The sequence below is a fragment of the Ruegeria sp. BC2 genome (assembly GCF_056539245.1).
The window spans coordinates 1268383-1281255 of sequence record NZ_JBQFUQ010000001.1; the positions used below are offsets into that span (position 1 = coordinate 1268383).

At 54.3% G+C, this 12873-nt stretch carries 12 protein-coding genes; all 12 read left to right on the plus strand.

Annotated features, from left to right (window positions below; all coding sequences use genetic code 11):
• Positions 1-14 precede the first annotated feature (14 nt).
• The 12 genes from ACR0CU_RS06250 to ACR0CU_RS06305 all read left to right on the plus strand — a co-directional run bounded on the left by ACR0CU_RS06250 (position 15) and on the right by ACR0CU_RS06305 (position 12449).
• Entirely contained in the window at positions 15-1091 is a 1077-nt protein-coding gene (locus ACR0CU_RS06250) for a site-specific integrase (RefSeq protein ID WP_170446247.1), read from the plus strand.
• A 317-nt stretch (positions 1092-1408) separates the two neighbouring features.
• A complete protein-coding gene (locus tag ACR0CU_RS06255; protein WP_170446250.1) occupies positions 1409-2719 on the plus strand; it encodes an AAA family ATPase in 1311 nt (436 codons plus the stop codon).
• The gene (locus tag ACR0CU_RS06260; RefSeq protein WP_170446252.1) at positions 2716-3348 is read left to right on the plus strand and encodes an HNH endonuclease; all 633 of its coding nucleotides are present in this window, start codon (positions 2716-2718) and stop codon (positions 3346-3348) included. Before ACR0CU_RS06255 ends, ACR0CU_RS06260 begins: the two co-directional genes overlap by 4 nt.
• A 377-nt stretch (positions 3349-3725) precedes the next feature.
• Entirely contained in the window at positions 3726-6380 is a 2655-nt protein-coding gene (locus ACR0CU_RS06265; RefSeq protein WP_254437551.1) for a class I SAM-dependent DNA methyltransferase, read from the plus strand.
• A 22-nt stretch (positions 6381-6402) separates the two neighbouring features.
• Complete coding sequence (locus ACR0CU_RS06270) at positions 6403-7410, plus strand: restriction endonuclease (protein WP_217356784.1); 1008 nt, start codon at positions 6403-6405, stop codon at positions 7408-7410.
• A 273-nt stretch (positions 7411-7683) separates the two neighbouring features.
• A complete protein-coding gene (locus tag ACR0CU_RS06275) occupies positions 7684-7854 on the plus strand; it encodes a hypothetical protein (RefSeq protein ID WP_170446258.1) in 171 nt (56 codons plus the stop codon).
• 134 nt (positions 7855-7988) lie between these two features.
• Positions 7989-8549 (plus strand): recombinase family protein, encoded by a 561-nt coding sequence (locus ACR0CU_RS06280; RefSeq protein WP_170446260.1) that lies wholly within the window; start codon positions 7989-7991, stop codon positions 8547-8549.
• 916 nt (positions 8550-9465) lie between these two features.
• Positions 9466-10023, plus strand: coding sequence for a hypothetical protein (locus ACR0CU_RS06285; protein WP_170446262.1), 558 nt, complete (start codon positions 9466-9468; stop codon positions 10021-10023).
• Between the two features lie 413 nt (positions 10024-10436).
• On the plus strand, positions 10437-10718 hold the full coding sequence (locus ACR0CU_RS06290; RefSeq protein WP_170446264.1) for a hypothetical protein: 282 nt from the start codon (positions 10437-10439) through the stop codon (positions 10716-10718).
• Complete coding sequence (locus ACR0CU_RS06295; protein WP_170446266.1) at positions 10715-11068, plus strand: hypothetical protein; 354 nt, start codon at positions 10715-10717, stop codon at positions 11066-11068. The genes ACR0CU_RS06290 and ACR0CU_RS06295 overlap by 4 nt, the downstream gene beginning before the upstream one ends.
• 46 nt (positions 11069-11114) lie before the next feature.
• Positions 11115-12104, plus strand: coding sequence for a hypothetical protein (locus ACR0CU_RS06300; RefSeq protein WP_170446268.1), 990 nt, complete (start codon positions 11115-11117; stop codon positions 12102-12104).
• 72 nt (positions 12105-12176) lie between these two features.
• The gene (locus ACR0CU_RS06305) at positions 12177-12449 is read left to right on the plus strand and encodes a hypothetical protein (protein WP_170446270.1); all 273 of its coding nucleotides are present in this window, start codon (positions 12177-12179) and stop codon (positions 12447-12449) included.
• The last annotated feature ends 424 nt before the right edge of the window (positions 12450-12873 follow it).

Consider the following 12873-nt stretch of genomic DNA (forward strand, 5'->3'; position numbering starts at 1 on the left):
GGCACGACGCCCTAATGACCGCGACAGGCTTGCGTGAAGGGGTAACCGGCCTCGACCCGGCAGACCCAGAGACTGGTCGGTTGATCTTCGAGACGATGAAGACCAAGCCTGACCCTCTGGTCACCAAGGCTCTCCTCAACCCCTCAGCACCCGCCCCAAGGCCCACCCTCGGGGATGCCTTCAAGCTCTACCGTCAGGACAAGCAGGTCGAGGAAAGCAGCAAGAAGGACAATGACCTCAAGCGAATTGAGGGTCGCCTCAAGTCATCTATCGGCGAACCCGATAATCTTCCCCTTGAAGACATGACGGTGGAACACAGGCGGCGCTACTTCAACTACATCATCAAAGCGAAGAAGGCCGACGGCTCCCCACTCTCACTCGGGTCAGCCAAGAAGGAGACCAACATCTTGGTGGCGGTGATCAACCATGCCATCAAGGAAATGGACATTCTCGCCAAGAACCAGTTCGCAGCCCTGCCGTGGCCCGAGGAAGACACCCAAGCGGTGGAACGTCGGCTGCCCCTGCCCGATGACCTCGTGTTGCGCGTTGAAGACCGGCTCAAGCGCGGCAACATCCGTGAGCTTGTGTTGATCTGGCAGTTGCTCAAGGGCACCGGGTTGCGCCTCAACGAGGCCGTGGGACTGACCAAAGAAGACATCGTGAACGAGGGAGAAACCCCCTATCTGCATGTTCGACCAAATTCGATCAGACGCATTAAGACCGCGTCGAGCGTCCGCACTGTGCCGCTCGTAGGAGACGCGCTGAGAGCCGCTCAGGAAGCCCTTGAGGCTGCCCCGGCAGGCGGACCTATCTTCCCTCGTTATGGCCGTCCTCGCGGCAATGACGCAGCCTCTGTGATGCTCATAGATGCCATCAAGGCAGAGACCAAAGACCTCCCAGACAGCAATCGTTTCGCCACACACGGGTTGAGACACAGAGTAAGCGATATGCTGCGTGAAGCAGGTGCGCCGGTCGAGGTTCGTAAAGGTTTCCTCGGGCATGCCAATCAGGACATCTCAGAAAATACTTACGGGGGTCGCGCGGCGAGGCTAAGAGAGTTCCACAAGTGGGCGGAAAGGGCCGGTCTCTGAGGCTAACTTACCTTTCACCCAACCGACCAACGTCCTGTTTCTCAGAGGTTTTTAAGAGGCGCTAAGTCCTCTATGTCCCAAGATGTGTGCAGAATGGGTCTCACTTCTAAGCACGCTTGGCAAATGATAAGGACGCGCCAAACAAGTGATGTTTCGCTTACTGGGTAGGTCTCTCGTTGTTTGACGCCCCCTTTACCTCAGAGAGCCACACTGAGCGTTGACACGCATAGGTCGTGCGTCCACTGTCTCTCTGAAGCCTCACGCCACTCAATCAGGCAACCAATAGACACCAACTGAGCCACGAGCTATTCTCAAAGATGGATAATACGAAAGCAGTTATTTCTCACATTGAGCTAAACAAATGGAGGCAATTCAATTCCATTTATATCAACTTCCATCCAAGGCTAACTATTCTTACTGGCGCGAATGGCTCGGGAAAAAGCACTATCTTATCAATACTGGAGGCAAAACTGGTTGGCGGGCAGCCAGATCAATATCTCGCAACACCGGAAGAAGATAAACAAACAAAAAGAACTGTCTTCTCAATAAGCAGCCTCTTTTCAAGCCTACGTAAAGCTATCAAAGGGGAAGCCGAAGGAAACCAACCTCCAATTGGAAAAATCAAATTTGAAGATGGTAGTGAGGCAGTAACTATCTCCTACCCACCCCCAAATCAAATACAATATCAACTTCAGTTCTCGGACCACAAACAAGTTGATGGGTTCAAGATAAGCTCACATAGACCGATTCCAAAATATCAACGAGTAAGTGACATCCCAGTAGGCGGCATATCTCCAAAAGATGCCTTCGAGTTTTATCGTCAAAGCGCGACAAGCTATGAAGCCGGCAACATGATACGCCGTGGAGCAAATCAAATAACAAATCCACTTTCACCACTGAAGCAAACTTTGATTTCATTTGCGCTCCATGGAAGTTCAAACGAAGACGTCACTGCAGTCCCTGAGCTTCAGGGGCTATTCAGAGACTTTCAAAATACGCTGCGTCGAGTTCTCCCAAAGGAAATCAAATTCAAAAAACTCAATGTTCGATCAGCAGAGGTTATCGTAGAAACGGATACTGGAGATTTTCCCATCGACGGTGCCTCAGGCGGATTGATGTCTCTTATTCAGACTTCCTGGCAAATTTTTCTTTATTCAAAGAGCGTGAGTGGTCGGAGTGTAGTTTTAATTGATGAGCCAGAAAATCATCTTCACCCCTCGCTCCAACGAGAATTCTTGGCTCGCTTGGTTGAGGCATTCCCCGACGTGCAATACGTAGTTGCTACCCATTCTCCTTTCATAATTGGTTCTGTAAAGGACTCCTCAATCTATGCTCTTTGGCATGAAACCATAGCAAACGAAGATGGCGACGTCAGCAAGAAAGCAGCCGTTAAGTCTAGGCCTGTTGGCTTTGAGAAAAGCGTAGGAACGGCAAGCAGCGTTCTAAATGAAATTCTGGGTGTCTCAGTAACAATGCCCATTTGGGCCGAAGATGAGCTAGCTGCTATCGTTGATAGTTTTCAGAAAGAAGAAATAGATGAAGTCGCGATGCGCAAGCTTCGTTTTGATCTTGCCGAGGCAGGTCTGTCAGATTTTTTTCCTCAGGCGATCAATAGGTTACTGAAGTGATCAAGCTAGAAAAGCTACCTGAACCGGCACCACTTGCCAGACATAAAGAAAGATGGACAACTGAGCTACTCGCTGCAATCGCCTCAGGTAATGCTGATGAGATAAAACGTCGAAAGAGCAAATATAATCATGCTGATATTAAGGAACAGTTAAAATCAGAAACGAAGGGCAAGTGTGCTTACTGTGAGTCGAAGGTTACAGTTGTTGCTTACGGAGATATTGAACATATCACACCAAAGTCAATCAAACCTGAGCTAACCTTCGAATGGGAAAATCTGACCTTTGCTTGTCAAAAATGCAATGGAAAGAAATCCACCTTGGAAGATGTGGTTGACCCCTACTCCGACGATGTTGATGATCACTTTTTTTTCGTTGCTGAGTTTATAAGAGGACGCACTCCAATAGGCAGACTCACCGAGCGAGAACTTGAACTTAATCGAGTTGAGTTAATTGAGGATCGATGTGATCACTTGAAGGTTCTGGCAGATACACTAGAGACAATTGCAAATGAGCCAAACGAACGAATAAGAACGTTGACTCGTGATGCTCTAATATCGGATCTAAACAGCGGGAAACCAGAATATATTAAAATGAAACGAGGGATATTAGCTGGGTTTGCTTTTGACTAAGATTCTGGCACCATGTTGTTCTCCCTCAAGCGCCTTTTGGTAAACAAATCGTATCGGCCTGCCAAACCAACGCTGATACTCCGAATTTCATTCATTCTCCCGGACCTTCCATGACGCCCCAAGACTTCATCACGAAATGGCGCAACACCGAACTCAAGGAACGGTCAGCATCCCAATCGCATTTCATTGACCTGTGCCGCCTTCTGGACATCGAAGACCCGACAACCGCAGACCAAAAGGGCGAATGGTTCACCTTCGAGAAAGGCGCGTCCAAGACCAGTGGCGGCGAAGGCTGGGCGGATGTCTGGCGCAAGGACTGCTTTGCGTGGGAATACAAAGGCAAGCGCGCCAATCTGGACAAGGCGTTTGACCAACTCTTGCAATACGCCATCGCGCTGGAAAACCCGCCGCTTCTGATCGTGTCGGACATGGATGTGATACGCATCCACACCAACTGGACCAACACGGTGCAGCAGGTGCACACCCTGACACTGGACGACCTCAAGGACGCCGCCAACCGCGACAAGCTGCGCAACGCCTTCCTCAATCCCGAGGTCTTCAAACCCACCAAGACCCGCCAACTGGTCACGGAACAGGCGGCGCAGAACTTTGCCAACCTCGCCCAGCGTCTGCGGGAACGCGGTCACGACCCGCAAGAGGTGGCGCATTTCGTTAACCGTCTGGTGTTCTGCATGTTTGCCGAGGATGTGGAGCTTCTGCCGAACAAGATGTTCGAACGTATGATCAAGGCGGCACGACCCAAACCCGAAACCTTTGCCATCCACGCCAAGGCGCTGTTCGGTGCGATGAAGGATGGCGGCATGGTAGGCTTTGAACAGGTCGATTGGTTCAATGGTGGCCTGTTCGACAATGACGACGTGTTGCCGCTTGAATGGGAAGACCTCGACGACCTCATTCGCGCCGCGCATCTGGACTGGTCCGACATTGACCCCTCCATCCTTGGCACCCTGTTCGAACGCGGGCTGGACCCTGCCAAGCGCAGCCAGTTGGGGGCGCATTACACCGACCGCGACAAGATTATGCAGATCGTGAACCCGGTGATTGTGGAACCGCTTCTGGCCGAATGGGCCGAGGTCAAATCCCAGATCGAAAACCTGATCGACAAAACCCCCAAGGCGACCAAGGACAAACTTCTCAGCACGTCCCAGAAAGCCGCCGTGACCCGCGCACTGGACAAGGCCGAGGCGCTGCACCAAGCGTTTCTGGACCGGCTTAAGGCGTTCCGTGTGCTGGACCCGGCCTGTGGCTCTGGCAACTTCCTCTACATCGCGCTTCTGGAACTCAAGAACATCGAACACCGGGTGAACCTTGAGGCCGAGGCGCTAGGCCTTCCCCGAGGGTTTCCGCAAATTGGCCCCGAGGTGGTGCTGGGCATCGAACTCAGCGCCTATGCAGCGGAACTGGCCCGCGTGTCGGTCTGGATTGGGGAAATCCAATGGATGCGCCGCAACGGGTTCGAGGCGGCGAAGAACCCGATCTTACGGTCCCTCAAGACGATTGAGAACAGAGACGCGGTGCTGAATCCGGACGGGACGCAGGCGGATTGGCCGAACGCGGATGTGGTTGTAGGGAACCCGCCTTTTTTGGGCGGCAAGAGACTAATTTCAAAGCTCGGTGAAGAATATACCGAAAACTTGAGAACTGCATACAGCGATAGTGTAGAACCGTTTGCTGACTTAGTTTGCTATTGGTTCGCCAAAGCAACTGACAAAATCAACTCGGGTGCAATCAATAAAGCTGGATTGGTTGCCACCAACTCTATTCGTGGCGGCGCTAGTCGCTCTACCCTCAAGAGAATCCTTGAGACCGGAACAATTTTCGAGGCTTGGTCTGACGAACCTTGGACAGTAGATGGTGCAGCCGTCAGAGTTTCGCTGATATGCTTCGCCAAAGTGGCGGAACAAAAAAAACTTGATGGAGAAATTAGACTTCAGATCAATTCTGACCTCACGTTCTCCGAATACGATCTAACCCAAAGCCTGCGGCTGACTGAGAACAGGAGTGTTTGCTTCGAAGGTGGTCAAAAATACGGGGACTTTGACCTTTCAGGACAAGATGCACGCGAGCTACTACTTGCCCCAATGAACCCTAACGGACAATCGAACGCAGAGGTTTTGCGTCCGTATCGGAATGCTATGGATGTTGTAAGGAGGCCAGCAGATAATTGGATCATCGACTTTGGGTCCAAGATGGACGAACAGGAAGCCGCCCTCTTTGAAGCCCCTTTCCAGCATGTTGTGACGCTCGTCAAACCCGGGCGCGAAACAATGAAGCGCGAAATACATCGCAGATATTGGTGGCGGCACGGCTGGGTGAGAATTGCTTTCGACGAAAAACGGGCGGCGCTGAAGCGCTATATCGTAACTCCAGTTACATCAAAGTATCGCGTCTTCACATGGGTTGATAGCTGCACGTTTTGCTCAAACCTGCTGGACACGTTTGCCCGCGAAGACGACACGACATTTGGCATCCTGCACTCCAAATTCCATGAACTTTGGGCGCTGCGCATGGGCACCTCACTTGAGGACCGCCCCCGCTACACACCGTCCACCACATTCGAAACCTTCCCCTTCCCTGAAGGTCTCACCCCCAACATCCCCGCCGACGAGTATGCCGATGACCCCCGCGCCATCAAAATCGCCGCCGCCGCCCAGCGCCTGAACGAGTTGCGGGAAAACTGGCTCAACCCCACCGATCTGGTGGACCGCGTGCCAGAGGTGGTTCCCGGCTACCCTGAGCGCATCCTTCCCAAGAACGACGCCGCCGCCAAGGAACTCAAAAAACGCACCCTGACGAACCTCTACAACGCCCGCCCCGCATGGCTTGACCACGCCCACAAGGCGTTGGACGAAGCGGTGGCAGAAGCCTACGGCTGGGGCGACGACTGGCGCACGGGTGTGCTGACCGAAGACGAAATCCTGGCCCGCCTGTTCAAGCTGAACCAAGAGCGGGCGAAGTCCGAGACCAAAAAGGCGTCCAAGCCCAAAGCGAAAGGCAAAGCCAATGTCTGATCTGACTGTTTGGGGTGTCCACATGGGCGCACATGTCGGAGACCGCCCCATCGAAGGCGGCTATGTCGCTATCGGTTGGCCCGCTATTGGCGACCTGACCAAAATTGCCCCCGACCGCGAAGCATTCAAAGCGGCATTGATTGCGGCCTACCCCGACAAGAAGGCGGGTGCTGTGCCGGTTGATGCTGGGTCCATGTTCAAGTTCCTTCATGAAATCCAAGCGGGAGACATTGTTGTGTATCCGTCGAAAGCGGACCGCATGGTGAATATCGGGCGGTTCACGGGCGAAGCCGTTTACGTCGAAGGCGACCCTGACGAATACCCGACACGGCAAAAGGTCGAATGGCTCAAGCACGTTCCACGCGACGAATTCAGCCAAGCCGCGCTGCACGAAATCGGCTCTTTCCTGACCATGTTTCGCGTCCGTCGCTATGCGAACGAGTTTTTGGCGAAGATTAATCTCGCAGCCCCGGTCCGCATCACGACACCTGCAGAGGCCCTTGCAGACCAGCAAGACGAAATTGCCGATGACGACACCGCAACGGTCTCAGCCGCCATACAAGCTGAGGCCAGCACCAGCGATTTCATCATCAAACGCCTGATGACCGAACTCTCGGGACATCAGTTCGAAGAATTCATCGCGCACCTTCTGGAGTGCATGGGCTACACCGCCCGCGTCACACCGAAGTCAGGCGACGGTGGCGTGGATGTCATCGCCCATATGGACCCGCTGGGCTTCCAACCACCCATCGTGAAGGTGCAATGCAAGCGGACAACAGGCCAGACGCCCCGCCCCGATGTGGACCAGCTTTTGGGAACTCTAGGTGACGGTGAATATGGTCTGTTCATCAACCTTGGCTCATTTGCCAGAGGTGCCGTAGAATTGGAACGCAACCGCGCCAAGCTGCGTCTGATCAATGGCGAACAATTTGTGGACTTGATCTTCGAACACTACGCGAAGTTATCGCCCCGCTATCGCGCTCTGATACCGTTGAAGCAGATTTTCGTCCCCGACCTGCAGCAGGAATGAACGAATAGCAGGCAACCAGCAAATTCGCATCGAAGATCGAAATTCGAAATTTTTTGACCGCAAAAATCTGACACCCCAAGATATAAAGAGGCTGTGCGCGTTTCCCCCCTTGAGGTGGGGGGTGGCCTCGGAATTAGCTCCACAAACGGGAATGCTCCATAAATGCATAAAAAACAAAAGCTTGAAGCTCTGTCTCGGCGCAACTAACTAGAGTGGCCGGAGGCTTTGATGAGTTCCGCATCAAGCTAAATACGCAATCACGAGGACCCCGCCATGATCATCTTCGACTTCTCCTACCGTGCCCTTTCCGTCCTCGCCCAGCGCGAACCAGACGTGCGCTTTGGGCTAAACCGTGAGGGACCGGGGGAGTTCACGCTTCACCTGCCTTGGTCTTCGATCACATGCACCAATCATCGCATTGCCAGAAAGCATGGCCTGTCCTGACTGTCCCACTGACCAAGCCTTTTGGGACACCATGAGAGTGAGACAGTTGAGTGTCCCAAAAGAATTGCCTTGCAGCTTTGGGACAGCAAGCCCAAAAGGTCTTAGACCCTATTGGCACAGAAGGACATCAGGCCATGTTGATTGGATACGCCCGCACCTCCACAGTTGACCAAAAGGCAGGCCTTGAAGCCCAGCTTCGTGATCTCGCCAAGGAAGGCGTCGAGAAGGTCTTTCAGGAACAAGTGTCATCAGTGGATATGACCAACCGTGAGAAGCTCTCAGAGGCCCTTGAGTTCCTCCGTGAGGGTGACACGCTGGTGGTCACCAAGTTGGACCGTCTGGCCCGCTCCGTGGCGCACCTGATGGAGGTCTTGGGGACCATAGAGGCCAAGGGGGCCAACCTTCGCATTCTCTCCATGAACATCGACACGGGGACCGCGACGGGCAAACTGATGCTGTCCATCATGGGCAGCGTGGCAGAGTTCGAGCGGTCCATCATGCTGGAACGCCAGCGGGAGGGTATCGCCAAGGCCAAGGCAGCGGGGAAGTATACCGGCAGAAAGCCAACGGCAAAGGCCAAGGCCGATGAGGTCTTGAGGTTGCACCGGGAGGGACTCGGGGGAACAGCAATTGCTCGTGAGGTCGGCATTGGCCGCTCCAGTGTCTACCGCATTCTTGAGGAGGCCGGGTCGTGAACGACGGTCCATCGCTTCCACAGTCTCGCGATTAGCCTGCAACTGAGAGATAAGACACCTTCGCGAGCACCTTGGGTCAATAACCCTCAAACAAGAGATAAGAAACCGTCCCGGCTCTGGCCGTGTGTGTCCTCTGTGTGTCATCGCCACGACCACGGAGACCTGAGACCACCTCAAAGCACTTGTTCAGTTGACCCTGCAGGTGCCCTCTCGGTGCCCGCCACGGGGACCATGGGGCTGCCTCGAAAGCCCAGACCACATACTCGCCCTAAGAAGCCGACGCCTCAGGGTGCCTCTGGGTGAGCCTGCTGGTGACCTCAAGAACGCCCCGCAAACAATTGACTTAATTTTAGAAATCAAAAACACACACCTGAGATAAATAGGAAGCCGCTGTAGGGTGAGCATGACGGTGGCCCTGATACCCCCTATTTTTATGGCGATCTAAGAAGCCCACAGCATAGAGATAAGGAAGCTGCTGCAGAGTGAGCCTGAGGAACGCCTTGATGGTGGCCTGAGCCGGTGCCTCATGCCCTTAATTTTATGGCAATTTTGAATAGCCCGACGCATAGCACATAGGAAGCCATCGTCTGGCGACTGCCGAACTGGCATAGCGACAGCCTTCCCCTTTTCGCCATAACGTAACGTGTTCACTTCGGTTGCACTTGGTGGTGCGCTGATCGGCCCTGCTTCCGTTGTATCTCTATGCGGAGGCGGGGTCATTTTCTTGCGGACACACGTCCTCAGAGGGGTGCGAACAATGCTTTTCCCAATTTGTCACAGACCAACTGACTGCCCCGCTCAACACTAAGGAACCCCTGAAATGACATCCCTAATCCACCCGTCTGGCCCAGCCAGCGCGGTCCCGTTGCTATGCCCTCAATGCGCCGCAGAATTTCACCCCAGAAGGAAGAATCAGATGTATTGCCAGAAGGCATGCGCCAAGGCCGCGACCCGCAACAGCAACCGTGGCCCCAGAACGACCGCAGAAAGCCCGGACGCCAAGCGTATTCAGGAAGCCCGTCAAGGCCGCTGCAAGAGTCTCTCTCACGCCTTCTATGAAACCGCCCCGGCTTATCGCTCAGAGTTCCTTGAGCGTCTGATCACGGAGGCTCGTCGGGTGGCAGAACTTCGTCGTCTGGTCTCAACAAGGCAGCTTTTGAAATGCTGGACCCGCGATGATGGAACTGGACGCCTCCACATTGCTCACGTCCTCGACCACTACTGCCAAGAGGTCTACGGGCAAAGGTCATTCGAAGTCTTGAACCCGAAGACTGTTCTAGCCTGCGCCAGCATGTTGGCCTTCCCGGCGGAATATTATGGCCCTGATGCTCCTCCGCTTTATGAAGATGGCAGTTTGAAGGGGCGGCCTTGTCCTTGGTCGAACCGAAAGGCGACGGCTAATCGTCCCTCCACCACTATAAAGGGGAAACTTAAAGATCATCTTCAGGGTGAAAATATCGTCATGGCGGCATAAGCCGTCAGGAACTAACGGTGGCACCTGAAGACGATTGGATTGGGTCACCCAGATACTCTGGGCAACCCTGAAACGGAACCCAATCGGAAATCTACAAGTCGGCTATCGCCGCAAGACCCTTTGCCGATGGCTTCGCCACGGTCACATCATCACCTCAAGTCCATCTTGATCGCGGCAATAGCCGCTATGGGTCTTCAAGGGCGCAGCCCGGTCCTGAAAGGGTGACCTGATCTTAAACCTGATTGTCTCAGGCAACCATCAGTATCCCTTCAAGGTGCAACCCCAATCAGCAGAAATGATCATGTCGCTCATGATCTTCGACCCGCCATTATTCGCGGCAACAAATCGCAACCAATCGCGCCCCTGTCGGACCACCGGCGGGGGCTTTTCTATTTCCACAGAAGGAAAACATCATGACGGAAGCCATCCGCATCACCCTCGACTCTGTCCGGGTCCACCGCAACAAATCTGAATACCGCAACATCCCTCGGGCGCGATCATCGCAGGGTCATGAGCTTGTCGGTGACGGCCCATTGGTCGCCCGCATGGCTGCCATTCTCCGTGACGAAAATCCCGGTTTTGAGGGCCTTCTCGAAGTCTACCGGGGGGACACCCTCTGTTTCATTCCAGTGCTCCTAAAACGAGCCTTTCTCAAAGGGCCTCAACCGCAGCACCTTCGGAGAACTGCAGCATGAACACCGCATATATCCGGCCCGCGAAGACAAAAGCTGCCGCAGTAGGTGAGCGCAACCGCACCCGATGGACCCGGCATCTTCGAAAAAAGCTGTTCACGCTGGTCAAGCCCATGGAGTTCATGACAGCCGAGGAAGGCGCGACAAACGCCGCCCGCAAGACCCCATGGGATGATCGACCACGGTGGGCAACGACCCGCCTCCGTATCGAACAGCTTGCCATTATTGAGTTGCTGCAAACGCGCCACCTCATAGCCACCGGCAAGGAAATATCCCGGTCGGAAGTTTTGGCCGCCCTCATGGCCGAAGGCCTCGAATGCACCCTCAACCATCCAGACTTTGGCGGTCACTGAAAACACCGCCGTCACCACCAACTCTCAAACCAAAGGAAACTGAAGAATGACTGCATGGATTGCAGCCGCAGGCACCGAAGCCAAATCGACAAGCAACACAATCGACAACCACTTGGCCAAGGGTATCTCCACGACCGTCGGCCACACGAACAACATGGAGGTCACCGGTAGTGGCCCTGTTGAGGCTAATCGCTCGACCGAAGTCCAGATGACCGCCAATGATGACGCAAACGGCGGACTGATGGCGACCGCTCGGACAACCTCGGGTGGCCCGATCATGAACCGCACCCCAAACGGAAATGACTTAGTCAAGTTCGGGAGCATTGAGTTCTCCCTCAACGTGGCCGCCAATATGGGCCTCGTGAAACGCAACGCCGATGGCACCTTTTCGGACGTGCAAGCCAAAGCGACACTGAAAGACCCGGCGGCTGCAGCCAAGGCACAGGCACAGACCAAGATCGGGGAGACCCAAGAGAAGACTGAGGATGAGACCACAGGGGTGACATTCGGGGAAGCTGGTGATGCGACTATGAAGGAACTGATGTCCACCCAGAACCCCGGTGACCTGTTCAAGACTGTGGACAGCGTCCTGCACCATGGCGACTTGGACAAGGGCACCATCGAGCGAATGGCGTCCATGGCCCGTGTCGAGCCAGAGGAGATGACTGCTCAGGTAGCCTCGGTTTGGCAGGGAGCCTATGACGCCGCCTCCAACTACATGGCTGACGCCGGTATCGAAGATGAACAGGCATTCACGGCCTTCATCGGCGACAATCCGAAGTTGCAGGCAAACATGATGGAGGCCGCTCGGAACTTCTTCGTCCACCATAAGACCGAGGGTCTGCAGACCATGGCAGAGGCCTACCTTCCACAGATGGACCGCTACGAGGGCGACCGTGTCCGCAGCATGCTCGACAATGCGGGATATGGTCATGAGACCGATAGCAACGGACGCATCCGTGTAAACATCAACGGCGCATCTGTCGCTTGGGACGTGGCCGTGAAGCAGAAGATCATCAACTTCTCTCAAGGCTAAACCTGCGCCGACACGACCCCTTCCCGTAGCAATGGGAGGGGGCACCTCCACCAGCAACCCAAGGTCCACAACATGACTATCTACAAGTTCAACATCGCAGACGGTGACCCGAACACCGACACCTCCAAGGTGAACGTCAAGCAGCCCGCACAGAACACCATCTCGAACATCCCAGACGCAGCCGATGTGGCCGCCCAGCAGCAACGGAAGTATGCCGATTATCAGACACAGAACGCGACCACGTTGAAGCACCTGCAGGAGCGAGCGGTTCTTCGCCATGAGGAGGAGCGACTGCAGCGTGAGCTTCGTCGTCGCAACCTGTCCCACAAGGACATCTACGGCTGAGACCACAACCAGCACCGCCCCCACTGAGCTTAGGCTTGGCGGGGGTATTTTTTGAAAACCGTGGTCAATCTGAAAATCTCACGACACACACAGAGTGGCTATCACGACACACTTTTCATCATCACAAGTCACCATGAAATCTATTAAATAACTGTTTTTAAAGCATTTTAAAAAGTCTCAGTTTGGTCCCTAGCGCCTACCGCCGGAGCCAAAATCCTCTGATTTCAGAAGTTTGTGGCGCACCCAACCGCTCGCGTCCCGTGTATGGTCGGTTGCCGATCCGACAGGCCGGGTTTTCAGCTGGTTCCAGGCATACAATCAGCCTGCCCCCAAGGACCTGCGCCGTTAGTTTGGAGTTGGTCTTTCGATCAGTCCAATCCTGTCAATCACACCCGCGAAACATCAGAGAATTTTTCAGCGCCTG

Coding starts and splice junctions, on each gene's coding strand:
- ACR0CU_RS06250 (WP_170446247.1), top strand. CDS start 15: ATGACCGCGACAGGCTTGCGTGAAGGGGTAACCGGCCTCGACCCGGCA.
- ACR0CU_RS06255 (WP_170446250.1), top strand. CDS start 1,409: ATGGATAATACGAAAGCAGTTATTTCTCACATTGAGCTAAACAAATGG.
- ACR0CU_RS06270 (WP_217356784.1), top strand. CDS start 6,403: ATGGGCGCACATGTCGGAGACCGCCCCATCGAAGGCGGCTATGTCGCT.
- ACR0CU_RS06275 (WP_170446258.1), top strand. CDS start 7,684: ATGATCATCTTCGACTTCTCCTACCGTGCCCTTTCCGTCCTCGCCCAG.
- ACR0CU_RS06280 (WP_170446260.1), top strand. CDS start 7,989: ATGTTGATTGGATACGCCCGCACCTCCACAGTTGACCAAAAGGCAGGC.
- ACR0CU_RS06285 (WP_170446262.1), top strand. CDS start 9,466: ATGTATTGCCAGAAGGCATGCGCCAAGGCCGCGACCCGCAACAGCAAC.
- ACR0CU_RS06290 (WP_170446264.1), top strand. CDS start 10,437: ATGACGGAAGCCATCCGCATCACCCTCGACTCTGTCCGGGTCCACCGC.
- ACR0CU_RS06295 (WP_170446266.1), top strand. CDS start 10,715: ATGAACACCGCATATATCCGGCCCGCGAAGACAAAAGCTGCCGCAGTA.
- ACR0CU_RS06300 (WP_170446268.1), top strand. CDS start 11,115: ATGACTGCATGGATTGCAGCCGCAGGCACCGAAGCCAAATCGACAAGC.
- ACR0CU_RS06305 (WP_170446270.1), top strand. CDS start 12,177: ATGACTATCTACAAGTTCAACATCGCAGACGGTGACCCGAACACCGAC.